Source organism: Pseudofrankia coriaricola (genome assembly GCF_001854805.1).
Taxonomy (GTDB): Bacteria; Actinomycetota; Actinomycetes; order Frankiales; family Frankiaceae; genus Pseudofrankia.
This window is the reverse complement of sequence record NZ_MBLO01000125.1, coordinates 95,740-122,602: the sequence shown is the minus strand read 5'-3', so window position 1 is coordinate 122,602 and position 26,863 is coordinate 95,740. Positions and strand designations below refer to the sequence as shown.

At 69.4% G+C, this 26,863-nt stretch carries 26 protein-coding genes; 16 read left to right on the top strand and 10 right to left on the bottom strand.

The features are described from left to right. Window positions 1-53: 53 nt before the first annotated feature. The 3 genes from BCD48_RS18470 to BCD48_RS46665 all read left to right on the top strand — a co-directional run bounded on the left by BCD48_RS18470 (window position 54) and on the right by BCD48_RS46665 (window position 3,367). Window positions 54-1,145: a Rieske 2Fe-2S domain-containing protein gene (locus BCD48_RS18470; protein ID WP_241841829.1), complete on the top strand. Its 1,092-nt coding sequence runs from the start codon at window positions 54-56 to the stop codon at window positions 1,143-1,145. Between the two features lie 234 nt (window positions 1,146-1,379). Further along, complete coding sequence (locus BCD48_RS18465; RefSeq protein WP_071049663.1) at window positions 1,380-2,345, top strand: PDR/VanB family oxidoreductase; 966 nt, start codon at window positions 1,380-1,382, stop codon at window positions 2,343-2,345. A 35-nt stretch (window positions 2,346-2,380) separates the two neighbouring features. Further along, window positions 2,381-3,367: an IclR family transcriptional regulator gene (locus tag BCD48_RS46665; protein WP_083418838.1), complete on the top strand. Its 987-nt coding sequence runs from the start codon at window positions 2,381-2,383 to the stop codon at window positions 3,365-3,367. Window positions 3,368-3,403: 36 nt separating this feature from the next. On the opposite strand, the gene BCD48_RS18455 is transcribed toward BCD48_RS46665, so the two are convergent. Beyond that, a complete protein-coding gene (locus BCD48_RS18455; protein WP_071049662.1) occupies window positions 3,404-4,162 on the bottom strand; it encodes an IclR family transcriptional regulator in 759 nt (252 codons plus the stop codon). 71 nt (window positions 4,163-4,233) lie between these two features. On the opposite strand from BCD48_RS18455, the gene pcaH reads away from it, so the two are divergent. From pcaH to BCD48_RS18435, 4 genes are read left to right on the top strand one after another with little or no spacing between them, the layout of a single operon-like run. Then, window positions 4,234-5,016 (top strand): protocatechuate 3,4-dioxygenase subunit beta, encoded by a 783-nt coding sequence (gene pcaH, locus BCD48_RS18450; protein ID WP_071049661.1) that lies wholly within the window; start codon window positions 4,234-4,236, stop codon window positions 5,014-5,016. After that, window positions 5,013-5,567: a protocatechuate 3,4-dioxygenase subunit alpha gene (gene pcaG / locus BCD48_RS18445; RefSeq protein WP_071049660.1), complete on the top strand. Its 555-nt coding sequence runs from the start codon at window positions 5,013-5,015 to the stop codon at window positions 5,565-5,567. Before pcaH ends, pcaG begins: the two co-directional genes overlap by 4 nt. 6 nt (window positions 5,568-5,573) lie before the next feature. After that, on the top strand, window positions 5,574-6,800 hold the full coding sequence (locus BCD48_RS18440; protein ID WP_071049659.1) for a lyase family protein: 1,227 nt from the start codon (window positions 5,574-5,576) through the stop codon (window positions 6,798-6,800). Further along, a complete protein-coding gene (locus BCD48_RS18435) occupies window positions 6,797-7,117 on the top strand; it encodes an alpha/beta fold hydrolase (protein WP_241841828.1) in 321 nt (106 codons plus the stop codon). The genes BCD48_RS18440 and BCD48_RS18435 overlap by 4 nt, the downstream gene beginning before the upstream one ends. Here the strand turns inward: BCD48_RS18435 and BCD48_RS18430 are convergent. Continuing rightward, entirely contained in the window at window positions 7,114-7,545 is a 432-nt protein-coding gene (locus BCD48_RS18430) for a MarR family winged helix-turn-helix transcriptional regulator (RefSeq protein ID WP_198543296.1), read from the bottom strand. The genes BCD48_RS18435 and BCD48_RS18430 overlap by 4 nt on opposite strands. Window positions 7,546-7,627: 82 nt before the next feature. Here BCD48_RS18430 and BCD48_RS18425 point away from each other — a divergent pair, with 82 nt between their 5' ends. The 3 genes from BCD48_RS18425 to BCD48_RS18415 all read left to right on the top strand — a co-directional run bounded on the left by BCD48_RS18425 (window position 7,628) and on the right by BCD48_RS18415 (window position 11,570). After that, window positions 7,628-8,449 carry a crotonase/enoyl-CoA hydratase family protein gene (locus BCD48_RS18425; protein ID WP_241841827.1) on the top strand — a complete coding sequence of 274 codons (822 nt, stop codon included), beginning with the start codon at window positions 7,628-7,630 and terminating at the stop codon, window positions 8,447-8,449. Next, window positions 8,446-10,446: an acetoacetate--CoA ligase gene (locus tag BCD48_RS18420; protein ID WP_071049656.1), complete on the top strand. Its 2,001-nt coding sequence runs from the start codon at window positions 8,446-8,448 to the stop codon at window positions 10,444-10,446. The genes BCD48_RS18425 and BCD48_RS18420 overlap by 4 nt, the downstream gene beginning before the upstream one ends. A gap of 215 nt (window positions 10,447-10,661) precedes the next feature. Then, a complete protein-coding gene (locus tag BCD48_RS18415; protein WP_071049774.1) occupies window positions 10,662-11,570 on the top strand; it encodes an amidohydrolase family protein in 909 nt (302 codons plus the stop codon). 60 nt (window positions 11,571-11,630) lie between these two features. Here BCD48_RS18415 and BCD48_RS18410 read toward each other — a convergent pair whose 3' ends face one another. The 4 genes from BCD48_RS18410 to BCD48_RS18390 form a co-directional block, all read right to left on the bottom strand. Next, window positions 11,631-12,539, bottom strand: a complete 909-nt coding sequence (locus BCD48_RS18410; protein ID WP_241841849.1) for an alpha/beta fold hydrolase — start codon at window positions 12,537-12,539, stop codon at window positions 11,631-11,633. A 918-nt stretch (window positions 12,540-13,457) separates the two neighbouring features. Next, window positions 13,458-14,477, bottom strand: a complete 1,020-nt coding sequence (locus BCD48_RS18400) for a hypothetical protein (RefSeq protein WP_131804039.1) — start codon at window positions 14,475-14,477, stop codon at window positions 13,458-13,460. 201 nt (window positions 14,478-14,678) lie between these two features. After that, window positions 14,679-15,176: a MarR family winged helix-turn-helix transcriptional regulator gene (locus BCD48_RS18395; protein ID WP_071049653.1), complete on the bottom strand. Its 498-nt coding sequence runs from the start codon at window positions 15,174-15,176 to the stop codon at window positions 14,679-14,681. 395 nt (window positions 15,177-15,571) lie between these two features. Next, a complete protein-coding gene (locus tag BCD48_RS18390; RefSeq protein WP_071049652.1) occupies window positions 15,572-16,102 on the bottom strand; it encodes a cupin domain-containing protein in 531 nt (176 codons plus the stop codon). Between the two features lie 316 nt (window positions 16,103-16,418). Between BCD48_RS18390 and BCD48_RS18385 the strand changes: the two genes are divergently transcribed. From BCD48_RS18385 to BCD48_RS54935, 4 genes are all read left to right on the top strand, one after another. After that, window positions 16,419-16,757 (top strand): type 1 periplasmic-binding domain-containing protein, encoded by a 339-nt coding sequence (locus BCD48_RS18385; protein ID WP_131804038.1) that lies wholly within the window; start codon window positions 16,419-16,421, stop codon window positions 16,755-16,757. Next, the gene (locus BCD48_RS18380; RefSeq protein ID WP_071049650.1) at window positions 16,754-18,367 is read left to right on the top strand and encodes a sugar ABC transporter ATP-binding protein; all 1,614 of its coding nucleotides are present in this window, start codon (window positions 16,754-16,756) and stop codon (window positions 18,365-18,367) included. The genes BCD48_RS18385 and BCD48_RS18380 overlap by 4 nt, the downstream gene beginning before the upstream one ends. A gap of 1 nt (window position 18,368) precedes the next feature. Beyond that, complete coding sequence (locus tag BCD48_RS18375) at window positions 18,369-19,349, top strand: ABC transporter permease (RefSeq protein WP_071049649.1); 981 nt, start codon at window positions 18,369-18,371, stop codon at window positions 19,347-19,349. An 80-nt stretch (window positions 19,350-19,429) separates the two neighbouring features. Continuing rightward, window positions 19,430-19,555: a hypothetical protein gene (locus tag BCD48_RS54935; RefSeq protein ID WP_274536546.1), complete on the top strand. Its 126-nt coding sequence runs from the start codon at window positions 19,430-19,432 to the stop codon at window positions 19,553-19,555. A gap of 53 nt (window positions 19,556-19,608) precedes the next feature. Here the strand turns inward: BCD48_RS54935 and BCD48_RS18370 are convergent, their stop codons facing one another. Next, window positions 19,609-20,580, bottom strand: coding sequence for a LysR family transcriptional regulator (locus BCD48_RS18370; protein ID WP_071049648.1), 972 nt, complete (start codon window positions 20,578-20,580; stop codon window positions 19,609-19,611). Window positions 20,581-20,818: 238 nt separating this feature from the next. On the opposite strand from BCD48_RS18370, the gene BCD48_RS18365 reads away from it, so the two are divergent. Both BCD48_RS18365 and BCD48_RS18360 read left to right on the top strand, forming a co-directional pair. Continuing rightward, window positions 20,819-22,294, top strand: coding sequence for an MFS transporter (locus BCD48_RS18365; protein ID WP_198543295.1), 1,476 nt, complete (start codon window positions 20,819-20,821; stop codon window positions 22,292-22,294). A gap of 144 nt (window positions 22,295-22,438) precedes the next feature. Further along, window positions 22,439-23,266 (top strand): FadR/GntR family transcriptional regulator, encoded by an 828-nt coding sequence (locus tag BCD48_RS18360; RefSeq protein ID WP_083418835.1) that lies wholly within the window; start codon window positions 22,439-22,441, stop codon window positions 23,264-23,266. Between the two features lie 143 nt (window positions 23,267-23,409). Here BCD48_RS18360 and BCD48_RS18355 read toward each other — a convergent pair whose 3' ends face one another. The 3 genes from BCD48_RS18355 to BCD48_RS18345 are packed head-to-tail and all read right to left on the bottom strand — an operon-like array spanning window position 23,410 to window position 26,834. After that, window positions 23,410-24,297, bottom strand: coding sequence for an SMP-30/gluconolactonase/LRE family protein (locus tag BCD48_RS18355; RefSeq protein WP_071049647.1), 888 nt, complete (start codon window positions 24,295-24,297; stop codon window positions 23,410-23,412). Between the two features lie 46 nt (window positions 24,298-24,343). Continuing rightward, a complete protein-coding gene (locus tag BCD48_RS18350; RefSeq protein WP_083418871.1) occupies window positions 24,344-25,837 on the bottom strand; it encodes a CoA-acylating methylmalonate-semialdehyde dehydrogenase in 1,494 nt (497 codons plus the stop codon). A gap of 7 nt (window positions 25,838-25,844) precedes the next feature. After that, window positions 25,845-26,834, bottom strand: coding sequence for a dihydrodipicolinate synthase family protein (locus BCD48_RS18345; protein ID WP_071049646.1), 990 nt, complete (start codon window positions 26,832-26,834; stop codon window positions 25,845-25,847). Between the last annotated feature and the right edge of the window lie 29 nt (window positions 26,835-26,863).

Sequence of the window (26,863 nt, the reverse complement as noted above, 5' to 3'; positions counted from 1 at the left end):
GCGCCTCTGCCGCGGCCCGCACACTCCTGATGTCCGCACGTCTGGAGGAGAGCGTGACTGACGTCATCCGCAATCAGTGGTTCGTCCGCAACCAGTGGTATGTGGCCGCCTACGGCGCCGAGGTCGGCCGCGAGCTGCTCGCCCGCACGATCTGCGGCGAGCCGGTCGTTCTCTACCGGACGGAAGACGGCGTGGCGGTCGGGCTGGCGGACCGGTGCGTCCACCGTCGCTTCCCGCTGTCGGAGAGCCGGCTGGTCGGCGACCTGATCGTCTGTGGCTACCACGGCTTCACCTACGACACGACCGGGACCTGCGTGGCCGTCCCGGCGCAGCACCGGATCCCCCGGACCGCCCGGGTGCCCGCCTACCCGGTCGTCGAGCGGGACTCGTTCGTCTGGGTGTGGATCGGTGACCGGGACCGGGCGGACGAGCACCTGGTGCCGCGGGCGCCATGGCTCGACGACCCGCGCTACACCGTCGTGCGCGGGATGGAGCCGCTCGCCGCCCGGTACTCGCTGCTCGTCGACAACCTGATGGACCTCTCCCACGAGACCTACCTGCACGGCGGGTACATCGGGACGCCGGAGGTGGCGGACACCTCGACCACCACCGATGTGGACGAGGTGTGCGGCATTGTCAGGGTGTCCCGGCACATGGCCGACGCGGCCTGCCCGCCGTTCTACGCCCGCTCGACCGGCATCCAGGGGCGGATCACGCGCTGGCAGGACATCGAGTACCACCCGCCGTGCCTGTACTTGCTGCACAGCCGGATCGCGCCGGTCGGGGTGCTGCCCGGCCCGGACGGCGACGACTCGGCGGCGTTCCACGCCGAGATCGTCTATGGGATCACGCCGTCCACCGAGAGCACCACGTACGACTTCTGGGCGGTGGCCCGCGACTTCGCGGTCGACGACCAGAGCGTGACGGACTTCCTGCGGGAGAACAACCACGCCGTGGTCATGCAGGACGTCACCGCGCTGAACCTGCTCGAGCAGGTGATCGCGGCCGAGCCTGCCGGATACCAGGAGCTCAGCGTGAACATCGACACCGGCGCGCTCGCCGCGCGCCGCATGCTCGCACGTATGCTCGCCGGGTCGCGGCCGGCCCCGGCGCGGCCGGCCGCCACAGCCGCCGCCACGACATGATCACATGACCACGACATGACACGGCGGGCCCCGGGTGGGCGCTTGGTTCGTCATCCGGGTGGTGCGGGTTACCGGGTACGACCTGTTGGTCGGGGAGCGCCTCCGCGGGGCACGACGCGTAGCGGAGGACCCGGCCGAGGTCTGGCGGCGGCTGCTCGACCATCCGCTGGGACATGATGCGGGCGGCGCGGGAATCCAGACCAGACATCCCGACACTCTGACGAAGAGGCTTCCATGAGCCACTCCGACGGCCACAACGAGACGGAGCTGACCCTGGTCCTCGCGGGCAGGCAGGTCGTCGCCGACGGCGTCGCGCTGCTCACCCTGGAGGATCCCTGCGGTTCGCCGCTGCCGGTCTGGGAGCCGGGCGCGCATGTGGATCTCATCCTCGACGACGGCCTGGTGCGCCAGTACTCGCTGTGCGGCGACCCGGAACAGCCGGCCCGCTGGCAGGTCGCCGTGCTGCGGGAACGAGCGGGACGGGGCGGCTCGCAGCGGGTCCACGACAAGCTGGCCAAGGGCGACCGGGTCGCGGTCCGCGGGCCCCGCAACAACTTCGCCCTGGTCCCGTCGCCCCGGTACCAGTTCATCGCCGGCGGCATCGGCATCACCCCGATCCTGCCGATGGTCGCCGCCGCCGAGGCGGCCGGCGCGGACTGGCGGCTGCTGTACGGCGGGCACAGCCGCGCCTCCATGGCCTTCCTCGACGATCTCACCGCCCGCTACGGCGACCGGGTGACGGCCCGGCCGCAGGACACCCACGGGCTACTCGACCTGAGCATCCTCGACTCCCCGGTCGCGGACACCCTCGTCTACTGCTGCGGCCCCGAGCCGCTCCTGCGCGCCGTCGAGGACCGGTGCCGGGCGTGGCCGAGCGGTTCGCTGCACGTGGAGCGGTTCTCGCCCAAGGAGGTCACCCGGAACCGGCCGGACACCGATTTCGAGGTGCGCCTCGAACGCTCCGGGCAGACGCTGGTAGTACCGGCCGGCCAGTCGATCCCGCGGACGCTCGAGGAAGCCGGCGTCGACGTCCTTTACTCGTGTACCGAAGGCACCTGCGGGACCTGCGAGACCGTGGTGCTCGAGGGGATGCCCGACCACCGGGACTCGCTGCTCACCGAGGAGGAGCAGGCCGCGAACGACACGATGTTCATCTGCGTGTCCCGCTCCCGCACCCCGGTGCTGGTGCTGGACCTGTAGGCCGCCGCCCACACGGACGGGTCCGCCGAGCCACGATGACCACTGCGCCGATACCGGCCGGGCAGACCAACACGCCCCCGGCATCGCCCGCCGAGGCGGCCGCATGCTCCGTCGGCGTGGCCACGCCGGGAGTGCGCCGCCCAGTCGGGCCGAGGTCGGTCACCGGCCGGGCCTTGATGGTCCTGGAGGCATTCGCGCCAGGCCACACCGAACTGACGGTCAGTGAGATCGCCCGCCGGGCGGGACTACCGCTCACCACCGCGCACCGGCTGGTCGGCGATCTCACAGAGTGGGGGGCGTTGGAACGCGACGACCTCGGCCGCTACCAGGTTGGGCTGAGGCTGTGGGAGGTGGCTTCACTCGCGCCCCGCGGGCTGCGCCTGCGCGAGCTGGCCATGCCATTCCTCGAGGACCTCTACGAGGTCACTCACGAGAATGTGCAACTCGCCGTCCGGGCGGACCACGAGGTCGTCTTCGTGGAACGGATCGCGGGCAGGCACTCCGTCGGAGTGCTGACCCGGGTCGGGGGCAGGTTTCCGGCGCACGCGACAGGGGTGGGGCTGGTCCTCCTCGCCTACGCGCCGCAGGAGGTGCAGGAGGCAGCGCTGGCTGGGCCGCTCCGTCGCTTCACCGAGAAGACGATCACGGATCCGGTGGTCCTGCGCCGGACGCTGGACGGTGTCCGACGGACTGGACTCGCGGTGAGCGACCGTCAGGTGACGATGGACGCGCTGTCGGTAGCGGCGCCGGTCGTCGACCGGGCGGGGAACGTCGTGGCGGCTCTGTCCCTTGTCGTGCGGGCGAGCGCCGCGCGGCCGTCCAACCCGATCGACGGAGTGATGAACGACAGCAGATGGTCACCGGCGAACAGCAAGGTCCGCATGCCTGAGCTGTACACACCCGCGTCGACGACCTGCTCGAGCATCACCGCGCCCGACGCGCTCGGACCAGCGGTCCGCACAGCCGCCCGCGGCATCAGCCGCGCGCTCGCCGGCGGGATCCCCACCCCACCGGCCGCCTGACTCGCCACCGGACCCAGCAGCCGACGCGCAGCCGACTCACGCCGGTGGTAGGGCGCCGAGCTGGCGTGAGATCCCTTGTGCGGCGACGTGGAGCGCGGCGGTGACCCCGCCGCGGTCGCGCCTGAGGGTGGGTACGACGACACCGATCGCGGCCACCACCTGGCCGTGTCGGTGAACCGGTGTGGCGACGGAGCAGGCGCCCAGCGACATCTCCTCGACCGTCGTGGCGTATCCGACGCGTCGGATCTGCTTGAGCTGTTCGTTGAGCCGGCCCGGTTGGGTGATCGTGTACGGGGTCACCCGCGGAAGGGACGACAGGACGCCGCGCCGGACGTCGTCCGGCGCGTGGGCGAGCAGCACCTTGCCGACGCCGGTGGCGTGCAGCGGCAGCACCGAGCCGACCGAGCTGACCACCGGCACCGAGTCCCGACCGGCCATCCGCTCCAGGTACAGCACCTGGTGGCCGTCGCGCACCGCCAGGTGGACGGTGGCGCGCGTGGCGGCGTGGATGTCGTGCAGGAACGGCGCGGCTGTCTCGCGCAGGGTCGACGCGATCGGGGCGAGCAGTCCGAGCTCCCACAGGCGCCGGCCGATGACGTAGTCGTCGTCGGTGCGCGCCAGGGCGCCGTGGCGCACAAGCTCTCCCACCAGGCGATGGGCCGTGGGTAACGGCAGGTCGGCGCGCCGGGCGATGTCCGACAGCGGCAGTCGCGGGTGGTGGTCGTCGAACGCGCCGAGGATGGCCATGATCCGGCCCGCGACGGTCGCGCCCGGGGTGCTGGTGTTACCCGCCATACGGCCGATTCTTCCACTGAGCGGAAGCATCCGCGGTCGCGGTCACCGCTGGCGCTCCTACGCTGCGCTGCATGAGCAGTATCGCCGTTCCGGCGCCCGAGCTGGAGCCGCAGTCCGTGATCAGCTCCGAGATCGCGGCGATCGAGGCTGGCTACCGGCAGGCGGGCGTCGAGGAGACCCAGCCGAGGCTGGACTATCCGCCCTACCGCAGCAGCACTCTGCGGCACCCCACCGGCGACTTGTGCGACGTCGAGCCGGAGACGATCGAACGCTGGGCTCCTTGCTTCGGCGCCCGCGATGTCGACCCGCTGGAGGCCGACCTGACCGCGGGTCACGCGGGCGAACCGATCGGCGAGCGCATCATCCTGGCCGGGCGGGTCGTCGACGGTGCGGGCCGGCCGGTCCGCGGGCAGCTGGTCGAGATCTGGCAGGCCAACGCCGCGGGCCGCTACACGCACGAGCGAGATCAGCATCCGGCGCCGCTCGATCCGAACTTCACCGGAACGGGACGATGCCTGACCGACGCGGACGGCCGGTATCGGTTCCAGACGATCAAGCCCGGTCCCTATCCCTGGCGCAACCATTTCAACGCGTGGCGTCCGGCGCACGTCCACTTCTCGGTGTTCGGCAGCTCGTTCACCCAGCGCCTCGTCACGCAGCTGTACTTCCCGGGAGACCCGCTGCGGGCGCTCGACCCGATCTACCAGTCGATCATCGACGATCGGGCCCGCGACCGGCTGGTCGCGACCTACGACCACGACCTGACCAGCCATGAGTGGGCCACCGGCTACCGGTGGGACATCGTGCTGACCGGCGGCCGGCAGACCTGGTTCGAGTCCGAGGACGTCGCATGACGCCGACCGCGACCCCGGGTCAGACTGTCGGGCCGTTCTTTCACTACGCCCTCCCCTACGAGGGCGACCGCGATCTCGTACCGCCGGGCGGCCCGGGAGCGGTGGTCCTGCGGGGACAGGTGCTCGACGGCGCAGGCAACGCGGTGCCGGACGCGCTCGTGGAGCTCTGGCAGGCCCGCCCCGACGGGACCGTTGCGCGGGAGCCCGGCTCGCTGCGCCGCGACGGGTGGACATTCACGGGCTTCGGGCGGGCGGCCACCGGCGGGGACGGGTGCTACGCGTTCAGCACCCTGGTGCCCGGACCGACCGAGGCTGGCAGAGCGGCGTTCTTCGCCGTCACCGTCTTCGCGCGTGGCCTGCTGGACCGGCTTTTCACCCGGGCCTACGTGCCGGGCGATTCCGCGGCGCTGGCCGCCGACCCGCTGCTGTCCTCGCTGCCGGCCGAGCGCCGACGAACCCTGATCGCGTCGACTGACGAGCGCGGCTTCGTGTTCGACATCCGCCTGCAAGGCGGCGACGAGACCGTCTTCCTGCGCTACCCGGGCCAGTGAGCCCCCGTGAGTGATCTTTTCTGGCCCGGCGACGAGCGCGCCGGCGACCTGGTCACCGAGGCGTCGTGGCTGGCGGCGATGGCGCGCGTCGAACAGGCCTGGCTCGATGCGCTCGCCCGGGCGGAAATCGCGCCAACCAGCGCCGAGCTGACCGGCCTCGTCGGGCCGGACGAGCTGGCCACCGTCGCTCGCGCCGCCGAAGCCACCGGCAATCCGGTACCAGCGCTCGTGGCGCTGTGGCGGGAGCGCGCCGCGGGACCGGGCGCCCACTGGGTCCATCGCGGCCTCACCAGCCAGGACGTGATCGACACAAGCCTCGTCCTGCTGCTGCGCGACGTGGTGAACCGGGTCCGCCAGGAGCAGCGCGACCAGGTCGGCTCGCTCGCCGCGCTAGCCCACGCCCACCGGGGCACGGTGATCGCCGGTCGTACCCTCACCCAGCACGCGGTCCCGACGACGTTCGGGCTTAAGACGGCCGGCTGGCTGACCGGGGTGCTCGACGCGGCCGACGCGCTCGACCGGGTGGCGCTGCCCGGGCAGTTCGGCGGTGCGGCCGGGACGCTGTCGGCTGCCGTCGAGTTGGCGAGGCTGCGCGGCGTCGCGGACCCGGTCTCGGCGGTGTCGAGCGCCGTCGCGGACGCCGCGTCCGCGCTCTCGCTGCGGCCCGCCGCGCCCTGGCACACGACGCGTACGACGTTCACCGCGATCGGCGACGCGCTGGTGGCCGGCACCGACGCCTGGGGCCGCCTCGCCGCCGACGTGGCCACGCTGTCCCGCCCGGAGATCGGCGAGCTCGCGGAGCCGGCCGCGGGCGGGCGCGGCGGCTCGTCGACCATGCCCCAGAAGCGCAACCCGGTCCTCTCGGTGCTGATCCGCCGCGCGGCCCTCACCGCGCCGGCGCTGGCTTCGACGCTGCACCTCGCGGCGGCGCTGGCCGGGGACGAGCGGCCCGACGGCGCCTGGCACGCCGAGTGGTCGACGGTGCGCGACCTGGCCCGGCGCGCGGTCGTCGCGGCCAGCCACACCAGCGAGCTGCTGCGCGGCCTGCGGGTCGACGTCGACCGCATGCGCGCCACCGCCGAGGCCGCCTGGCCTGGCCTGACGGCCGAGCGCCGCTCGGTGGCCGCCTTCGCCGGCGGCGAACCGTGCGAGGACGGGTACCTCGGCGTCGCCGACGACGTCATCACCGCCGTGCTCGCCCGCGCGCACGCCAACCTGGCGGCCACGCGGTGACCGTGCCCCGCATCACCGGTGGCAGGCTCGCCGGGCGTCCTCACCAGCCCCTGCTCGTCGTCGGACCGTCGCTGGGCACCTCGTCGACGGCCCTGTGGGCCACGGCGGCCGGCCTGCTCGGGGACACCTTCCACGTCGTCGGCTGGGACCTGCCCGGCCATGGTGCCGCGCCTGTCCACGGGCCGTTCACGATCGGCGAGCTGGCCGCGGGCGTTCTTGCCTACGTGGAGGAGGTGGCCGCGGCGCGCGGTGACGGCGCGACCCAGTTCGCCTACGCGGGGGTCTCTCTCGGCCCTGGCTATAGCGCCACGGCTTAATGTCCCGGCAGCAGTGCCTGCCACATCTCGTACAGGCTCGCCTGAACCCGTGCCACCTCGCGCGCAGCGAGTGAGCGGATCATCCGGTTTTCCAGGTTGGCGACCGGCGCGGCGAATTCCTCGAGGAGGTGCTGGCCCGCGTCGGTGAGGTGAACCAGGGATTCGCGGCGGTTGCGCGGGTTGGTCTCGCGGCGGATGAGGCCGCGTTCCTCGAGGGTGCGCAGCATGTCCGCCATCGATTGTGGGGTCACGAACGAGTCGCGGGCGAGCCGCGCCGCGGAGACGGCGCCGGAGCGCTCGAGCACGGTGAGCGCGGTGTATTGGGGGGTCGTCACGCCGGACGCGCGGAGCGCGTCGTCGAGACCGGCCCGGACGGCCAGCTCCAGGCGCTTCACCGCGTACAGCAGCGACGGGGGCGGGTGGTCCACGCTGCCTCTCAACCTTCGGAAGACCACGAGCATTGACAGGAAACCTGATGATACTCGACACTTAAGATCATCAGGTTTCCTGTTGATTGGACCAAGCCTCGTGCCCGATCTCGCCGCCCTGCCGCCCTCGCTGAGGCTCGACCGCACTGGGGACGTCGCCGTCCTGAGCCTGAGCCGGGCCAAGAAACGCAATGCCCTTGACGACGCGACCGTCCTCGGGCTGGGCGCGTTTTTCGCCGCACCGCCGGGCTGGGCGCGGGCCGCCGTGCTGGCGGCGGACGGCAGCCACTTCTCGGCGGGCCTCGACCTCGGTGAGCTCCGTGAACGTGACACCCTCGACGGCCTGCACCACTCCCGGATGTGGCATCACGCCTTTGGGCAGATCGAGTCGTGCCCGGTGCCGGTGATCTGCGTTCTGAAGGGGGCAGTCATCGGCGGCGGGCTTGAGCTCGCCTGTGCCACCCATATCCGGGTGGCGGAGCGGTCGGCGTTCTTCGCGCTGCCGGAGGGCGAGCGGGGCCTGTTCGTCGGCGGCGGGGGGTCGGTACGGATCCAGCGGCTGATCGGGGTAGCTCGGATGACCGACATGATGCTCACCGGGCGGGTGCTCTCCGCCACGGAGGCGGAACGGTACGGCCTGGCCCAGTACGTCGTCGACGACGGCGCCGGCCTGGACACCGCGCTCGGGCTCGCGGCCCGGGTCGCCCAGAACTCGCCGGTCACGACCTACGCGGTGCTCCACGCGCTGCCGCGGATCGCGGAGGCCGGCCCCGAGGCGGGGCTGCTCCTGGAGTCGCTGATGTCGGCCGTCGCGCAGGACAGCGTCGAAGCCAAGGACCGGATGCGCGCCTTCCTCGACGGGACGGCCGCGAAGGTGACCAACCCACAGGAGTCGAACCAATGACGGCCACAGCGCGCCGGGCGGGTGCCCCGGACCTTCTCTACCGCCCGGGACCGGAGGTCACCGACGGCGCCCGGGTTCAGGACTACCTCGGCTGGCTCGCCCGCGAGCGTGGCCTCACCTTAGCCGGCTGGGCGGACCTGCGGGCCTGGTCGGTCGATCGCCTCGAGGACTTCTGGGAGTCGATCTGGCACTACTTCGGGGTGAAGGCACACGCCCGCTACGACCGGGTCCTCGTCGAGCGGTCGATGCCGGGCGCCCAGTGGTTCACCGGTGCCACCCTCAACTACGCCGAGCACTGCTTCGCCACGGCGGACCGGGCCGACAGCCTCGCGGTTCTCGGCTACTCGCAGACTCGCCCGCCGGTCGAGCTCACGTTCGGTGAGCTCGCCGAGCAGGTCCGCCGGGCCCGCGCTGGCCTGCGCCGTCTCGGCGTCGGGCTGGGCGACCGGGTCGCGGCCTATCTGCCGAACTGCCCGGAGACGCTGGTGGCCTTCCTCGCGACTGCGAGCCTCGGTGCCATCTGGGCCAGCTGCGCGCCCGAGTTCGGCACACCGAGCGTGGTGGACCGGTTCGCCCAGATCGAGCCGAAGGTTCTGCTCGCGGTCGCCGGCTACACCTACGGCGACAAGCAGATCGACCGGCGCGCGGAGCTCGCCGCGATCCGGGCCGCGCTGCCGTCCGTCGAGCACCTCGTCCATGTCCCTTATGGACCTCTCGCCCTCGACGACACTCTCGACGACGCCGTCGCCTGGCCGTCGCTTCTCGACGCCGCCGACGACCCGCTGGAGTTCGAGCCGGTGGCGTTCGACCACCCGCTCTACGTCCTGTTCTCGTCGGGGACGACCGGTCTGCCGAAGGCCATCGTCCACTGCCACGGCGGGATCCTGCTGGAGCACTTGAAGAATCTCGGCCTGCACTGGGACCTGCGGCCGGCCGACCGGCTGCTGTGGTTCACCACCACCGCCTGGATGATGTGGAACGTCGGTGTCTCCAGCCTCGCCCTCGGCGCATCGGTCGTGATGATCGATGGCAATCCGTTGTACCCCGACCTGCGCGAGCAGTGGCGGCTGGTCGAGCGGACCGGGGCCACGCTGATGGGCGCGAGCCCCGGCTATCTCATGGCCTGCCGGCGCGAAGGGCTGCGACCGGCCGCGGAGTTCGACCTCTCGCGGCTTCGCCAGCTCGGCGTCGCCGGCAGCCCGTTCCCGGCGGAGGGGTTCCGCTGGGTACACGAGCAGCTGGGTGACCGGGTGCTGCTCAACGTCGGCAGCGGCGGTACCGACGTCTGCACCGGCCTGGTGCAGGCGTCCCCGCTGCAGGCGGTCTGGGCGGGCGAGATGTCCGGCGCCAGTCTGGGCGTGGACGCGAAGGCACTCGACGAACGCGGGAACGTCGTGGTGGGTGACCTCGGTGAGCTGGTGATCGGTGCGCCGATGCCCTCTATGCCGGTCGGGTTCTGGGGCGACGACGGGAGCCGGTACGCGGCGGCGTACTTCGCCGAGTTCCCTGGGCTGTTCCGGTTCGGCGACTGGGTCAGGTTCTCCGAGGCGGGCACCTGCGTCATCACCGGCCGTTCGGACGCCACCCTCAACCGCGGCGGAGTGCGGCTGGGCACAGCCGAGTTCTACCGGGCGCTGCAGGACATCCAGGAGGTGAGCGACAGCGTCGTGGTCCACCTCGAGGACTCCGCCGGCGGGATGGGCGAGCTCATCCTGTTCGTGGTACCGAGCGAGGGTCACCGACTCGACGACGACCTGCGCCGCCGGCTCGGCCAGCAGATCCGCTCGGCGCTGTCGCCGCGCCACGTCCCGGACCAGATCGTCGAGGTCGCGGCCGTACCGTACAGCCGCACTGGCAAGAAGCTGGAGGTCCCGGTCAAGAAGATTTTGCGCGGCGCGGCCGTGGACGCCGTCGCCTCGCCGGGGTCGCTGCTCGACCCGGCGTCCCTCGACGCGTTCGCGCAGTTCGCCCTCCACCGCCAGGCACGGCCACGATGAGCGTCGCCGGAGTCGAGCGCGCGGCCGTCGTCGGGACCGGCGTGATCGGCGCGAGCTGGGCGGCGCTCTTCCAAGCTGGTCGCCGGCGTCGATGACGAGCTGACCGGCCTCGACCAGGCGCGGATGGTCGCCGAACGCGACGACCTCCTCGTGACGCTACTGGCCCTCAAGAACACCAGGAAGGCACTCCCGTGACCCGCCCCTACGCGCCAGCCATCGACACCGGCCGCATCGTAGCCCTCGACGTCCACACCCACGTCGAGTCCGACGGCCAAGGACACTTCTCCCTCGACGACGAGCTGCTGGACGCGTCTGCGAAGTACTTCCGCGTGGACCAGGACCGGACCCCGAGCCTCGCGCGGATCGCCCAGTACTACCGCGAGCGCGACATGGCCGCTGTCGTCTTCACCGTGGACGCGAGCACGAGCCTGGGACACCCGGCGCTGTCGAGCGAGCAGATCGCGGCAGAGGCTGCCGAACACGCCGATGTGCTCATCCCCTTCGGCTCGGTCGACCCGCTGCGTGGCGCCGAGGCGGTCGCGCAGGCACGGCGGCTCGCCGAGGTCCACGGGGTCCGCGGGTTCAAGTTCCATCCGAGCCTGCAGGGCTTCGCGCCGAACGACGCCGCGTTCTACCCGCTCTACGCCGCCCTGGAGGAGCTCGAGACGATCGCCCTGTTCCACACCGGGCAGACCGGCATCGGCGCCGGCCTGCCGGGCGGACGGGGGATCAAGCTGCGCTATTCCGACCCGATGCTGCTCGACGACGTCGCGGCCGACTTCCCTGGCCTTGACATCATCATGGCCCACCCGGCCGTGCCCTGGGTCGACGCGGCGATCTCGGTGGCCACCCACAAGGCCAACGCCTACATCGACCTCTCAGGCTGGTCACCGAAGTACTTCCCGCCGCAGCTGGTCCGCCAGGCGGGATCGCTGCTGCGGCACAAGGTGCTGTTCGGCTCCGACTACCCGGTCCTCACCCCGGATCGCTGGCTGCGCGACTTCGCCGCCCTCGATCTGTCCGACGAGGTCCGCACGCTGATCCTCAAGGAGAACGCTCTGCGCCTCCTCAAGCTCGATCGGAAGATCGGGGCGGGAGCCGGGGCCCCACCAGCGGTGAGTTAGCCGGGTTCGCGGCGACGATCAACGCTCCGTTGTCGTCGTTGGTTCTGCTGGCCTCGACGGTTACAGCGTTTTCAGCCAGTTTACGAGGAGTCGGTTGACCTCGTCGGCTCGTTCTTGCTGAACCCAGTGACCGCAGCCGGGGAGTATGTGGCTGCCGCGTAGGCCTGGCAGGGTGTCGGGGAAGCGGGCGATGGCCCGGCTTCCCCACAGGGTCGGACTGTCCTTTTCCCCACCGATGAAGAGGGATGGAACCCGGATGGGCGCGCCTCTCCACGGTTGGAGGTCCTGCCAGTCCCGGTCCACGTTGCGGTAGCGGTTGAGGGCTCCCCGGAATCCGGTCCGCTCGAACTCCTCGACATAGAACTCAAGGTCGTCCTCGGTGAGCCAGGCAGGGAGGCGGTCGGGAGCGGGAAAGCGGTCTCGCAGCATCTTTCCGCGCGCCACGGTGCCGGCGGGCTTTTCGTCCGACGCCGACGTCGCCCCGTCACCTGACGACGCGAGATAGCCGCCGAGCAGCCATGATCGCACGTCGATCTCGATCTCCCGCTCGGCCCGTCCCGGCTCCTGGAAGTAGTTGATGTAGAACTCCTCGTCCGGGCCGGCCAGCCTTCCCATCTCGGCGAAGGCATCGGTGGGCCGCCGACCGCCCGGGGGGCTGTACGGGACGCTGAGCAGAGCTACCGCGGTGAAGATGTCCGGTCGCAACAGGGCCGAGTGGGCGGCGATCGGCGCCCCCCAGTCGTGGCCGACGATGATCGCCGGTGAGCCCCGGCCGGCGAGCCCCTCTACCACCCCGAGGTTGTCGCCGACGTGCTGGAGCATCCCGTACGCCTCGACCTCGACGGGGGCGGAGGACCTCCCGTACCCTCGGACGTCGATTGCCACGGCCCGGAACCCAGCCTCGGCGATCGCTGGCAACTGGTGACGCCACGAGTACCACGACTCGGGGAACCCGTGGACGAACAGCACCAACCGACCGGACCCTTCCTCGACGCAGTGGATCCTCGTCCCCCGGGCGTCTACAACCTGGTGCCTCACAGGGCCAGACGATATGTGAACGACCCGGGCCACACATCCCTCTCCAGCGCGATTACCGGGCGGTTCTAAACGGACTCACCTCGCCAGGGACTTCCAGCGCCCAGTGGCCGTCACCGGCAGCAAGCCACACAGTGCGGCGAGCGCCACCAGGAAGCCGCTCGCCCTCATCCCACCGCGGCATCAGCAAGGACCCAGGTGGCTACACCCGGCCAACGTGCGCAGAGCGGCATGTGCGCGCACTTTTCGGCGGTCAGGAAGCGCCGCGTCGGTCGCGCTCGATGAGGCGTCGCTTGTCGGCTCCTTCGAGAACGCTCCGAACCCGGTCTCGCTGGCGATGATCGGGTGGGGGAAAGCGGGCCTGCCTGGTGGCTCAGCCTGGCCGACGCGCCCGGACGCGACCGTCGGTCCGGTCGACGGGCCGCAACGACCATGCCAGGACAGCCCGGTCGAGGTCGAGAACCTGTGCTGCGGGACGTCCTACATCAGAACGGCTCTCGGCCCTCGACACCCCGCGAGGCCGGCTTACCGGCCTACAAATCTCGGTCGTGACCGGCGGACCACGCCTCGGTGACCTCGAGGCCGGCACCGTCGCGACCGCGTTCTCAGATGCCATCTCCGTCGTCTCCGGCGGCCTCGCCTGCACCGCCAGCGCACTGCTGCTCCTCGCCCTGCTCCCCGAATTTCGCCGCCAACACTCCGAACACAGGCCAAAACTCGCTGGCGATCAAGACCGCTGAAGATCGTTAAATGGAGGCCGCGAGTGACGCGACAGCCGGGCTCGAAGTCCGGCGTCAACTGGGCGTGAGGCGGACACGATTCGCGGCGACCATTCTGGGATGGGCGCAACGTTCAGCGTTCGACCGCCTTCTGGCCCAGCGAGATCAACGCTGAGTCGTCGACAAGCGAGCCGTCCCACATCGCGGTAAGGCGGGTGATCTTTCCCCAGAGGTCCAACTCGAGCGCGACGACGCCGCGAGGAACAGGGTTATCAGCGGAAGTCCATTCGTAGCCCCCGCCCACCGCGCCGCCGACGACATGTCGAACGACCGTGCCGCGACCGGTGTACGGCAAGAGGGAGATGGCGTTGGCCAGATAGGAGCCAATACTCCGAGGGCCGACAAGCTGCACGTGCGCTGGAACGTCCTCGAAAATGGCGCCAGGCGCGAAAAGTTGCGCCGCGCGCGCTCCGTCGCCGTCTCGCAGGGCTCCGGCGAGCTGGTACGTGACGTTCTTCATGCCGAGCGCCGCGGTTTCTCCGACTGTCGACTCCCGGAAGTCCGTCGGGAACTTGTCCGAGGATACTTTCAGCCCCAGCGTGTCGGAGATCCCGAAATGCCGGCCGTCCCAGTAATCGATTTGACGTGTGATCTTGCGGTCGTCGAAATTGATGACACCGACCGTCCGGATCTCGGACGGTCCGAACAGGCCGGCGGTATCGGTGAAGAAAACTAGGGCACTAGTCGCATCGCCCAGTATCCGTGTGGGATACGACTTGCCGTCCTTGGGCCAGTTCGGCATGAACTGGCCCAAAGATGTCCGCAAGGAGTCCCAGTCATACCAGGACCACCCCAGCACCGCATCGATGTACGTGAGTGGATCGCGCGAAAAGAATGACATCGTCGCATCCGGACTGTGCGCGCTCTTGCGAGTGAGGTACTCCCGGACCAACACAACCACGTCTTCAGTGGCGTGCGAGGCATCGATGACGATATCGACGCCGGGGAAGGTGAGGCCGTCCCGGGTGCCGGCGGCCGACGCGCTCCCCGCGGGGAGAAGCGTGGCTGCGGCAATCCCCGCTCCGGCGAGCGTGGCCTGGCGGAACAACGTCCGTCGTGAGGTGCCGTTTCCTGCTGGCCGACTGGTTTCCATTCGCGTGTCTCCGGTCGAGCTCGGTGAGTTGCGCCTAGGCAGTAACTTGCTTGCGCGAGCAAACATAACACCGCCGCGAGAATGGCTAGCTATGGCCTCCGCCACAGTAGCGTGATGCGATTTCTTAGCTACAGCGTGCGTTCACGGGGACTCGGGCGTCAGTCCGCGGTCCGCTGGGCCTAGCGAGTCGGTGTCAGAGTGCTACCGAGCGGACGTCGCTCGCTTCGGGAGCTTCGCGGAACTATCAGCATCGGCGATGTGCTCCAGAGCCCGGGACAGGGCGCCAAGGTCGACGCCCTCCAGGTGGTTGATCAGATGGCGCCGAATGCTCTCGACATGAGTGGCCCGCGCCTCATCAAGACGAGCGAGCCCAGCCTCGGTCAAGACCGCTTCGCGACCACGACCGTCATCAAGGGACAGCGACCGACGAACAAGAGCCTGCGCCTCCAGTCGACCCACCGCGCGGCTTACCGCGCTCAGCGACTTGTGACAGCGGGCAGCGAGGTCATTGAGCCGTAGCGTTCGCTCGGGCGCCTCGGACAGGAACATCAGGACCACGTACTCGGTGTGCGTCATACGCTGCATACGGTCCAGATCCGCATCAAATGCCCGCATCATTGCCGCGATCGCGGGCAACAGCGCCCGGATCACCGCCTCTTCGTCCTGGCGAAGCGGAACGACGCCGTCATCGTCTGCCATGCCGCCCAGCTTACAGCTTGCTTGTGCACGCATGGACCGCGCTCTGCTGGGTGGGCCGGCCCCGATGCCGGCGCTGATGCAGCCACTCCAGGAAGGCGGTGGTGGCGACGGCGCCATCCACGAGCGTTAGTCCCAGCTGTCGCTTTGTGATCTGTGAGTGTCGGATCGGTGCTCCTGTGTGGAGGACAACCGCCACCGCGCCAGGTCCCTGCCGAACCAGTCCCTGCTCGGCGGCGGCGTGGGCACAGGCGTTGCGGCGGCCAAGGGGGGCTAGCGCTTCGCGTCCGGCGTGGCGGGCTGCGCGCGCTGGAGCCCGGCCCGACGGTCCTGTAGGGGAACGCCCCGAACCAGGTAGGCGAAGTCGGTCGCCGCGCGGGTTGGGTGCCCTTGACGATTCAGGCCGTACCGGTCGCGCCGATGAACACGACAAGCAGCTTGGCGACTCGGTTGGAGCGATTCCGCCACGCGTGGCGGGTGCCGATCTGGACGACGACATCTCCGGCGTTCAGTTCAGCCTCACCGGCGGTCAGCTCCAAGGTCAAGTTTCCCTCCAGTAAGAAGTCGTAGTCGACCGACGGGGTCGTATGCATACCGGGGTTGTCCGGCTCCATCAGCTCGTAGATGCCCGGAGAGATCAGCGGATGCTCCGCCGCGGCGGCTTCTCGGTCGAACCCGGGATCTTGGAACACCGCCAGGGGCGGAAGGGTCAGGAGCAGCAGGGAGGAGCCGCCAGGTGCGGGAACGAAGGTTCCCGCGGAGAGGGTGGGGTCTGTCCCGTCGTACTCCGTCGAAACGTTCGGGGGAGTCGACCACAGGAGCGTGTTGGAGAACCCCGGGGTGTGCACGGCCTGTCTGGACCTCGGCGGCGCACTGTCGTCGACCACGCGGCTGACTCCGTTGACGTTCGCCACGATCACTCTGCGCATCTGATCTCCTCAAGATCCAGTAGCTTTGGCCAGGTGGCCAGTCCAATCAGTACCCAAGCAAAGCCTCGACGCCCTGTCAACAGGCCGCCCAACTGACCTCTTCGGCTGCCTGTAAGTACTGCTCCTGCTGCTGGAGCGCAGGGGCCGGCAGGTTTCCGAGGCTTGACAGCGCGATGACGTGGTCCCACACTCGGCGGCAATGTGGCATAGCCAATATGGCAGCCCGTCCCGGCCTCTGACCGCCGGCGGTGACGCCGGCCCCGGTCGAGGCGGTCACAAGTTCAGCGCGGCCGGCGGGCTTGCCTCGGCGCAAACGATGCTCCAGGCCCATCCCGACATCCACGTTCTGGTCGGCTCGGATCAAGGCATGCAGGGCGCGACGCAGGCCGTGGTGGCGGCCCACAAAGCACAGCAGGTGAAGATCATCGGTCTGGGTGGGAGCGTCGCCGGCCTGCAGCAGGTGCGGCAAGGTGTCTGGTTCGGCGACGTCCCGACGCTGCCCGCGACAACCGCTCGCGTCGCGGTCCAAGCCCTCGTCAAGGCAGTTCGGCAGAACGTCGTCAGCGGAGGGCGCAACCCCGCTGCCGACCTGCCGGACGGCGGGCTCGCGACCACGTCCAACGTCGGCAAGTTCACGGGTGAGTGGAGCGGATGAGGATCGACGTCGTCGAGACCGCCGAGGCCCCGCGGCGCTCGTTCGCAGGCCTTGAGGTCATCGGGATCTCCAAGACGTTCGGTGCGGTCCGGGCACTGAACGACGTGACGCTCAGGATCGAGCCAGGCACGGTCCACGCCCTGGTCGGCGAGAACGGTGCCGGGAAGTCGACGCTCGGAAAGATCATCGCCGGTGTCATCCAGCCTGATCAGGGCCAGGTCGCCATCGGCGGCCGAACTGTCTCGATGCGCTCTCCGCGGGACGCCCTCGTCCACGGCATCGCCACGATCGAGCAGGAGATCTCGCTCGTGCCCGGCCTCGCCGTCCAGGACAACGTGTTCCTCGGTGCCGAGCCGCACGCATGCGGCTTGGTACGCCGCCGCGAACTGCGGCGGCGGTGGCAAATGATCAGCGACGAGTCCGGCTTCCGGCTCGATGGCTTCCAGCAGGTCAGTTCGCTACGGCTGGGCGAACAGCAGCAGGTCGAGATCCTGCGGGCGCTGTCCCGGCGTGCCGACCTCATCGTGATGGACGAACCGACCGCGGCGCTCACCGAGCAGGAAGCCCACGTGCTGCACAGGACAATCCGTTCCGTCGTGGCACGCGGGGCGACCGTCTTGATCGTGACTCACTTCCTCAAGGAGGTGCTCGCGCTCGCCGACACGGTGACGGTCCTGCGCGACGGCAAGCATGTGCGGACCGGTCCGGCGAGTGCGGAGACCGAAGCGTCGTTGATCCAGGCGATGCTCGGCCGCGATCTATCGACGGTGTTTCCGGAGAAACGACCGGCCCCCGCCACCGCGCCGGTCGTCCTGGGCGGCGAGAACATCGTGGCGCCCGGCGTGCGCGGCGTGTCCGTCGAGGTACGCGCCGGGGAGATCCTCGGGTTGGCTGGGCTAGAGGGATCGGGTCGCGCAGAGCTCGCACGCGCGCTGTTCGGCCAGCTCAAGATGTCGTCCGGAAAGCTGTTCATCGGAGGCGAACCGGTCCGCCGGCCCAGCCCGAGACGAGCGCTCGCCCACGGGTTGAGCATGGTCCCGGCATCGCGGCGAGACGACGGGCTGTTCCTGACCAGGCCGATCGTGGAGAACGTCAGCATCAGTTCACTCGCCGACGTGAGCCGCCTGGGCGTGGTGCGCCGACGTGCCGAGACACAACGCATCGCCGAGGTGCTGTCCACACTGGACGTCCCGCCGGACCGGCAACGCAGGCCGGTGTCGACGCTGTCTGGCGGCAACCAGCAGAAGGTCCTGTTCGCTCGGGCGTTCATGCGCAGACCGCTGGCCTTGATCGCCAATGAGCCGACCCGAGGCGTCGACATCGGCGCGAAGACGGCCATCTACGGGTTGCTGCACGGACTGGCCGAACAGGGCGTGGGCATTCTGTTGATCTCATCTGAGCGCGAAGAGCTCATCGGCCTCTCGCACCGGGTCCTGGTGATGTGCCGCGGCGAGGTTTCCGCCGAGCTGGTCGGTGACGAGATCCGCGAGGACCGAATCCTCACGGCCGCGTTGACGAACACGCAGGAGGCCGAGTCCGACTCTGCGTGGCGCGGAGCCGGTCAACCACACCCGTCCTTACGCAACACGATCAGGCGCGACGGAGAGTGACATGCTTCGAGGACTGCGGAGATCTGGCATTCTGATCCCCTTCATCATTCTGTTCATCGCGCTTGCCATCTCCAGCAAGCCGTTCGCGACGAAGGTGAACCTGCTCAACCTCCTTGACCAGCAGTCGGCGCTACTGGTCATCGCCTGCGCGGGCACGCTGGTCTTCGTCGCCGGCGGGCTGGACCTGTCCGTCGGCGCCGTGTACGCGCTCTCGGCGGTCGTCGCCGCGCGCCTCGCGCAGCACGGCGACATCGGGCTCGCCTTACTCGTGGGCGTGCTCGTGGGCGTGCTCGTCGGCCTGCTCAACGGCGTCATCGTCGCGATCTTCGAGATAAACCCGCTCATCGCGACGCTGTCCATGTCGTTCGTGGTCTCGGGCATCGCCTCTCTTATCACCTCCGGCGACAGCATCACGCTCTATCACCGCTCGGCCTACGGCGACCTCGCAAGGACGCAGATCTTCAGCGTCACGTCGGCGACCTGGCTGACACTCCTGGTGGCATGCCTTCTGGGTGCGGCGCTCTGGGCCACGTCCTTCGGCCGGCACATCTACGCGGTCGGTGGCAACATCAATGCCGCTCGACTCGCCGGCCTGCGCGTGACGCAGATTCGCGTCGCCACGTTCGCCATCAGCGGCGGCGCAGCCGCCTTTGGTGGACTGATCGACTCGTCACGGGTGCTGAGCGCCCAGGCCACCAACGGCGGCGACACGCTGACATTCACCGTGATCGCGGGCATCGTGGTCGGCGGCACGAGCATGTTGGGAGGGGAGGGCGCGGTGTGGCGCTCCGTCCTTGGAATCCTCTTCCTCGCGCTGATCGGCAACGGTTACAACCTGCTCGGACTCGACCCGCTCTACCAGCAGGTGACGCTCGGCGTCCTCATCCTCCTGGCCGTCGCGGTCGAAGGATTCGGCCGAATCGCAGAACGGTGGAACATCCGATCCTGGAGACGGCGGCCGGCACCACAAGTCGCCACGTGAGCCGGCCGGTCACCGAAGAAGCCGATTGGTAGGGGCGCGCGCCAGGCCGCCGGCAGGTCACCGTTGCCGGCGGCCAGGACGTGGATCTTCGAGCGCTGCCGGTCGACGCGTTCGGACCGGTCAGCGAGTCCGTGCGCAGGCTCGCGGCATCCACGATCGCCGCCGACCAGGCGATGCTCCCCGCCGCGCCGGCGGCGATGTCGTAGGCGGTGACAGTGCAACGGCGTTCCGCCCAGGGCCGCGGGCGCCTCGACCGAGGTCAGACCTTGGCCTCCTGGGCCGGACGAGGCGCAGGAACATCTGCGGTTCGTTGGGTGAGGTAGCTGCTCGGGGTCACTGTGGGTGTGGATCGCAGAACGTGCTCGCGGAATGATGCTGAAGCCGGGGGCAGCAGCCGGTCGAGGAGCCAGGCGAGGCCGATGTCCCGGGTGCAGTCGACATCGGTGATGTGCAGATGAGGCAGGGACACCTGGATGCCGTCGGCCGTCGAATGCGGCGTCCGCGAGGGCGGCAGCAGCGCGACCCCGAGCCCCGCGGTGACGAGGGCGCGCAGGGTGTCGACGTCCTCGCCCTCGAAGGCCACTCGCGGGGTGAAGCCGGCTTCGCGGCAGAGCCGCTCGGTGTGTGTGCGCAGCCCGTAGCCCTTACGCGGCAGGATGAACGCCTCTCCCGCGATCTCGGCCAGCCGGATCCGTTTCCGGCCGGCGAGGCGGTGACGCTCGGGCACGACGAGCCGCAACGGCTCGATCAGCAACCGTCGCCAGCACACCTGTGGATGGACAGGGTCATCGCTGGTGAACACGAGATCCACGCCCGCGTCGAGCAGCATGCCCAGCAGCCCGGCCTCACCCTGCTCGTGGAGCTCGAAGCGAATCAGTGGGTAGCTGCCACGGAAGCCGCCGACCAGCGGCGGCACCAGCCAGCTGCCGAGCGTGTGCAGGAATGCCAACGGAACGACGCCCCGGTTGGGGTCGACCAAGTCGGCGACAGAACGCAGGCCGAGGTCGTAGTGGTCGAGCGCCTGGTCCACGTGGGCCTTGAACATCCGACCAGCCGGAGTCAGCCGTAGCCCGCGGCCGACCCGAGTGAGCAACGGCGTCCCGACCTCGCGCTCCAACCGGGCGAGGGCACGGGACAGCCCGGGCTGGGTGAGGTGCGCGCGGTCCGCGGTGTCGGTCACGGTGGCGCCGTCCGCGACGGCCTGAAACCAGCGCAACACCTGCAGGTCCATGCCACCCATGATTCCGGGTTATGAGACGTGATGCAAAGAGGCATTGGACGCATAAGGGCCGGCGATCCGATGGTCGTTACAGGATGCCGATCGGCGACGAGATCGAATGGAGCCCGTGATGGCTGATGTCGCCGAGCGGGTTTCGTCTCTCCACCAACACCGTGATCGCGGAATCCCCTGACGATCATTCATAAGTTCCTGGCCATCAATATCTGATGGCGTCTGGCTTGGAGGTCTTGTGACGACAGTCTCCCCATCACGTTCGGCCGAACCCGCGCTGATCTCCCCGCGGGCCGCGGCCGGCGCCGGCGGGCTGCACCCACTCGGCGTGTTCATCCTGTTGGCCGGCGCGTTCATGCCGATCATGGACTTTTTCATCACCAACGTCGCCCTGCCCAGCATTGATTCGTCCTTGCACGCGTCGGCCTCCTCGTTGCAGCTGGTGATCGCCGCGTATGGCGTCGCCTATGCGGCCCTGCTGGTACTTGGAGGTCGGCTCGGTGACCGCTACGGTCGGCATCGCCTGTTCCTGGGGGCTCTTGTCGCCTTCGTCCTGGCCTCCCTGGCCTGCGGGCTCGCGCCGACGATGGCGGTGTTGGTGGGGGCCCGGATCGTGCAGGGCGGCGCCGCGGCCCTCCTCGTCCCGCAGGTGCTGGCGACGTTCCATCATGTGCTGGACGGGGAACGCAAGGCCCGCGCCCTCGCCCTCTACGGTGCGACCTCGGGTATCGCCTCGGTCGTCGGACAGGTGGTGGGCGGACTGCTGGTCTCCGCCAACATCGCCGGAACGTCCTGGCGGCCAATCTTCCTTGTCAACGTGCCCGTCGGGCTGATCGTCCTGCTCGTGGCGGCCCGGATCGTGCCCGCCACGCGCTCGCCCCACCCCGTCGGCATCGACGTGCGGGGCACGATCCTGTTCGCCGCCACCCTCACCGCACTTCTCGTCCCGCTGACCGAGGGTCATTCGCTGGGCTGGCCCTGGTGGACCTGGTCGATGCTTACGCTCGCGGCTGTCCTCGCCGTCGCCACCTGCTGGGTCGAAACGCGCGCCGAGCGGCGCGGCGAGGTCCCGTTGCTGCCGCCGTCGCTGCTGCGCCTACCCTCGATGGCTCGCGGACTGACGTTGGTGCTGCTGTTCAGCATGGGTTTCGGGGCGTTCATGTTCGCCTTCGCCCTGACCGTCCAGAACGGCCTGCATGCGGACGCGTTGCACGGCGGTCTGGCTGTTGTGCCTATGGCGTGCGCGTTCTTCGCCGGATCGTTGCTCGCCCCGCACCTGATCGGCCGCTTCGGCCGGGCCGCGATGTCGACCGGCGCGGTCGTCCAGCTCATCGGCCTGGCCCTGCTGGTCGCCGTGCTCGTGCACGGCTGGCCGCACGTCAGCCTGTGGGTCACGGCCGTGCCGCTCGCCCTCGCCGGCGCCGGACAGTCGATGCTGTTCGCCGGCCTGTTCCGCAGCGTGCTGGCTGACGTCCCGACCCACCTGGGCGGTATCGGCAGTGGGGCGCTGATCACCCTGCAGCAGAGCGGACTCGCTCTCGGGGTGGCCACGCTCGGCACGCTCTATCTCACACTGGCGCCGCACGACATCTCGCATGCCTTCGCCACCGTCGCGTATGTGCAGATGGGGATCGCTGCCATGCTTGCCGTCGGCACCGCGGCGCTGCCCCGGTTCACCCGGGCAGTGGCCGACGCTCCCGTGATCGACTCCTGACGCCGTCGTGCCCACGGGACCGCCGTGCGCGCATCGCGGGCATTCGGTGGCTCGACTGGCAAGGTGGACTGGCCGATTTACCAGTACCTGGCCGCGAGGCTAGACTCGTAGTCATGTCTGTCGAAGGCCGGGAGGGCGAGCTCGATGCCTGCGTCCAGTCGTGACTCGTCGGTCGAGTCGTCGCGTCGCGCGACGATCGACCTGCGGGGCATCGAGCCGCTCTCGGTCGCGCGTCTTTCGGACGAGCTGGCCGACCAGATCAGGCGCCTGATCATCACCGAGAAGGTCGCCGAGGGCGCGCGCCTTCCGTCGGAACGGGAGCTGGCCGAGCGATTTCGAGCGAGCCGGCCGACCGTGAGCCAGGCGCTTCGGACCTTGTCACTTATGGGTCTGGTGGAGGTTCGCCGCGGATCGGGCGCCTACGTGCTGCGCAGGCCGGAGACGATGGTGGCGGCGTCCGTCCACCTGATGCTGGATCTCGACGAACAGTCGTTGGGCCACCTGATGCAGCTGCGGCTGTGGCTCGAGTCGCTGGGCGTGAAGGAGGCCGCGTCGCGGGAGCCGGAGCTCACCCGGGACGAGCACGCCGACATCGTCGTCGCACTGGAACGCCTGCGCGCGTCCGTAGGGCGGCCGTCGGAATGGATCGCGGCCGACACCGTGTTCCACGCGACACTCGTCCGCAGCTCCGGGAACCCTTATGTCGCCGCAGTGTACGAGAGCGTACACACGGCGATCCTGTCGTATGAGTTCAACAACTGGGTTCAGACCGAGAACGTACCGGCTTGGCTACGCAACTCCGATCCGGAGGAGCAGATGGCGTTGCACGAGCCGATAGCTGCCGCGGTCGAAAGCCGTGATCCGCACGCTGCCGAGCAGGCCGTCCTGCGGCACCACGAAGTCATGCTTGAACACCTGGAAGCGGCGCGTCGGGCGATGCGCCGTGGCCGCCCCGCGGGCCGGTCCCGCTGAGCGGCCTCGAAGGCAACTTCATGACCGACGCTTATCATCCCACCTGGGACCTGAGGCTGCGATCGCCGGTCTGAGGCGACGATGAAAAGGGTCGCTGAAAAGGCCGGGCGCGTAGCGCCCGGCCTTTTCAGTCCGGCAGTCGTTCAGCGCTGGATGGAGATCAGCCTGAAGTCGGCGGTCTCCGCGTCGGGGGTGGTGAAGCGGGCGTTCGACAGGTAGAACCTGTCCCCGAACCGCGCCATCGCGGTCGGCGTGTCGAACGCGGGATCCGTCCACCGGTCGACGATCTTCCCGCTGGTACCGGCCGGGTCGAGTTCGATCACGGCCACCGTGTTCGCGAGGTTCTGCACGACGTGCAGGGTCCGGCCTTCGAGGACGAGGCCGTCCCCCCACGCGACGTCATCGCCGGCCAGGTCGACCAGCGTGGCGGAGCCTGTTTCCGGGTCGATCCGGAACAGCTTGCCGGTGTTGGTCTGTACGACCAGGATCGCGGCGCGGTCCGGTGTGGGAGCGATGCCGTTGGCGTTGAAGTTCTCCGCGAAGGTCTCGCCGTACTGGTAGACGAGGTCGCCGGTGATCGGAATCCGGACGACGTCGTCGTCGGTGGGCAGCTCACCGTAGGGACCGAACGGCAGCTTGTAGAGGACGGGCGCGAACGAGTCGGTGACCCAGGCGGCGCTGGGCGTGAGGATCAGCTCGTTCGTGAACGTCCTGTCCTGGCCGAGCTGGTAGCGGGTGATCACGCTACGGCTGGCGGTGTCGACGACGGACAGCGACCCGTCGATCCCGCCGCAGACGAACAGCCGTCCTCGGGCGTCGAGCGCCATACCGACGCCGGTGGGAGACAGCGGCGGCATGAAGGTCTCGTGTGTACCGTGCTCGAGGTCCACGAGGAAGACCGCGCCGGTCTTCAAGGACGAAACGTAGGCCCGTGCGCCCTCGGCGATCACGATGCTCTCCGGTCCCGAGCCGGCCGGCATCGGGATCTCGCGGGGATACCGCGCGCCGCTGGCAGGCGTGATGTCAGACATCGTCGTCGAACCTTTCGATGAGGGTGAACCAAGACTGCGAAGTCGATCAGATGTTGCGGGGGAAGACCAGGTCGACCCCGCCGCCGGTGTTCTGCTCGGGCCACCTGCTCGTGACGACCTTGGCCCGGGTGAAGAAATGCACCCCGTCGGTGCCGTGGGCGTGGCTGTCGCCGAAGAGCGAGTTCTTCCAGCCGCCGAAGGAGTAGTAGGCCACCGGCACGGGGATCGGCACGTTGACGCCGACCATGCCGACGCGCACCGTGTTCTGGAAGTGTCGAGCCGCGCGGCCGTCGTTCGTGAAGATCGCGGTGCCGTTTCCATAGGGATTTGCGTTGACGAGGCGAAGGGCGTCATCCAACGACGGGACGCGCATGACGGACAGGACGGGCCCGAAGATCTCGTCCTGGTAGATGCTCATGTCCGGCGTCACGTCGTCGAAGAGGCTGGGCCCGACGAAGAACCCCGCGCCGTCGGCGTCTGGTTCGGCGTCGCGGCCGTCGACGACGAGCCGGGCACCGGCGGCGAGGCCCGCGTCGATGTAGGACCGGACGCGGTGGAGTGCCGCTGCGCTGACGAGCGGCCCCATGTCACAGGCGCGGCGGCCGTCTCCGGTCCGCAGCGCCCGCGTGCGCTCCTGGATTTTCGCCACGAGCGCGTCGGCGCAGTCACCGACCGCCACACAGACCGAGATGGCCATACACCGCTCGCCGGCAGAGCCATAACCGGCGTTGACCGCCTGGTCGGCGGCGAGGTCCAGGTCGGCGTCCGGAAGCACCACCATGTGGTTCTTCGCGCCGCCGAATGCCTGAACCCGCTTGCCCTCCGCTGAGGCCGTCGCGTAGACGTGGCGCGCCACCGGCGTCGAGCCCACGAACGACACCGCCTGCACGTCGGGGTGGCGCAGCAGCGCGTCCACCGCTTCCCTGCCCCCGTGCACGACGTTGAACACTCCGTCAGGAAGCCCCGCGTCGCGCCACAGCTCGGCCAGCCACATCGCGGCGCTGGGGACCTTCTCGCTGGGCTTGAGCACGATGGTGTTCCCGGCCGCGATGGCCACCGGGAAGAACCACATCGGGACCATCACCGGGAAGTTGAACGGCCCGATGATCGCCACCGGTCCGAGGGGTTCGCGAATCGAATGCACGTCCACCCCGGTCGACGCCGCGGACGTGAACGACCCCTTGAGCAGGTGAGCGATACCGCAGGCGAACTCGACGACCTCCTGTCCCCGGGCCACCTCGCCGGCCGCGTCGCTCAGTACCTTTCCGTGCTCGGAGGTAATGATCGCGGCCAACTCGTCGGCGCGGTCGTTCAACAGTTCACGGAATCGGAACAGGATCCGCGTACGCCGGGCGAGTGATGTGCTGGCCCAGCTCGGGAAGGCGTCGCGGGCCGACCCGACGGCGGCCTCGACGTCGTCCTTCGATGCCAGGCCAACCTGGGCGGTGACGTCGCCGGTGGCGGGGTCGGTGACGTCACCGGCGGCGGCGCCGGTTCCCGTGAACGACTTGCCGTCGATCCAGTGCTCGATGAGGCGCATCATGTCCTCAGATGAGGCCGGCGGCGGCGAGGTCAGCGGTGAGCTCGGCGCGTTGCCGGTCGGTCAGCGGCAGCAGCGGCACTCGCGGGTCGCCACCGGACATCCCCAGCAGGCCGGCCCACGCCTTGATGAACGGAATCGGCAGGATCCGGTCGCGAACCCACTGTCCGTGCAGCCATTTCGACCCGAGGGCGCGCAGCGGTTCGAGTGTCGCGGCCACTTCGGCCGCCTTGTCGAACTCGCCGCCCAGAGCCAGCTCGGTGTACTCCCGCATCGGCTGCGAGCTCGCTGTCTGGAACAGATAGGGCAGGGCCGACGACATGTACACCGTCTGCCCGTGGTCGCGGATGTTCTCCAGCCAGGTGGCCTCGTTCGCCTCGCAGACCAGGATGCGGTCCCCGACGCGCGCCAAGGTCTCCAGATAGCGGGCGTGGTCGTGGCCGACCTTGATCCCGCACACGTTCTCCACGTCCGCGAGCTCGTCGATGAGATCCATGGGTAGCGTCACGCCTGAGTAGCTGGTGTCGAACAGCCAGACGCCGATATCCACCGACGACAGCACTTCCTGGTACCACGCCCGCAGGCCCGCCGCGGAGGCCGGCGGGTAGTAGGGGTTGATGACCACCGCGAAGTCCGCGCCGATCTGCTCGGCGTGCCGGGTGAGCTCGATCGTGGTGGCGGCCGAGTGGTCACCGGTGTGCGCGAGCACCGGGCAGGCACCGCTCGCCGCGCGCACCACCGCCTCTACAGCCTCCTTGCGCTCGTCGGCACTCAGCGCCCAGAACTCGCCCATGACGCCGGCGCAGAAAACCCCGCCGACATGGAGCTCGCGGGTCAGGCGCTCGAGGTCCGCCGCGATGGCGTCCTGGTCGAGCCGACCGTCGGTGGTGAACGGTGTGGTGGTGGCGGCCCACAGGCCGGTGAACTGCTTGCGGGCCGCCTCCTTGGCCTCGCTTCGCGCATACCGCACGTCGGTGCTCCCGTCAAGATTGGCCATGTGGCCATGCCAGTTGTGGCGAGTGTCGT

Bases quoted from the DNA above. Each gene is read 5' to 3' on its own strand.
- BCD48_RS18465 (WP_071049663.1), top strand. From the start codon at position 1,380: ATGAGCCACTCCGACGGCCACAACGAGACGGAGCTGACCCTGGTCCTC.
- BCD48_RS46665 (WP_083418838.1), top strand. From the start codon at position 2,381: ATGACCACTGCGCCGATACCGGCCGGGCAGACCAACACGCCCCCGGCA.
- BCD48_RS18455 (WP_071049662.1), bottom strand. From the start codon at position 4,162: ATGGCGGGTAACACCAGCACCCCGGGCGCGACCGTCGCGGGCCGGATC.
- pcaH (WP_071049661.1), top strand. From the start codon at position 4,234: ATGAGCAGTATCGCCGTTCCGGCGCCCGAGCTGGAGCCGCAGTCCGTG.
- pcaG (WP_071049660.1), top strand. From the start codon at position 5,013: ATGACGCCGACCGCGACCCCGGGTCAGACTGTCGGGCCGTTCTTTCAC.
- BCD48_RS18420 (WP_071049656.1), top strand. From the start codon at position 8,446: ATGACGGCCACAGCGCGCCGGGCGGGTGCCCCGGACCTTCTCTACCGC.
- BCD48_RS18400 (WP_131804039.1), bottom strand. From the start codon at position 14,477: ATGGAAACCAGTCGGCCAGCAGGAAACGGCACCTCACGACGGACGTTG.
- BCD48_RS18395 (WP_071049653.1), bottom strand. From the start codon at position 15,176: ATGGCAGACGATGACGGCGTCGTTCCGCTTCGCCAGGACGAAGAGGCG.
- BCD48_RS18390 (WP_071049652.1), bottom strand. From the start codon at position 16,102: ATGCGCAGAGTGATCGTGGCGAACGTCAACGGAGTCAGCCGCGTGGTC.
- BCD48_RS18385 (WP_131804038.1), top strand. From the start codon at position 16,419: ATGCTCCAGGCCCATCCCGACATCCACGTTCTGGTCGGCTCGGATCAA.
- BCD48_RS18380 (WP_071049650.1), top strand. From the start codon at position 16,754: ATGAGGATCGACGTCGTCGAGACCGCCGAGGCCCCGCGGCGCTCGTTC.
- BCD48_RS18375 (WP_071049649.1), top strand. From the start codon at position 18,369: ATGCTTCGAGGACTGCGGAGATCTGGCATTCTGATCCCCTTCATCATT.
- BCD48_RS18370 (WP_071049648.1), bottom strand. From the start codon at position 20,580: ATGGACCTGCAGGTGTTGCGCTGGTTTCAGGCCGTCGCGGACGGCGCC.
- BCD48_RS18360 (WP_083418835.1), top strand. From the start codon at position 22,439: ATGCCTGCGTCCAGTCGTGACTCGTCGGTCGAGTCGTCGCGTCGCGCG.
- BCD48_RS18355 (WP_071049647.1), bottom strand. From the start codon at position 24,297: ATGTCTGACATCACGCCTGCCAGCGGCGCGCGGTATCCCCGCGAGATC.
- BCD48_RS18350 (WP_083418871.1), bottom strand. From the start codon at position 25,837: ATGCGCCTCATCGAGCACTGGATCGACGGCAAGTCGTTCACGGGAACC.
- BCD48_RS18345 (WP_071049646.1), bottom strand. From the start codon at position 26,834: ATGGCCAATCTTGACGGGAGCACCGACGTGCGGTATGCGCGAAGCGAG.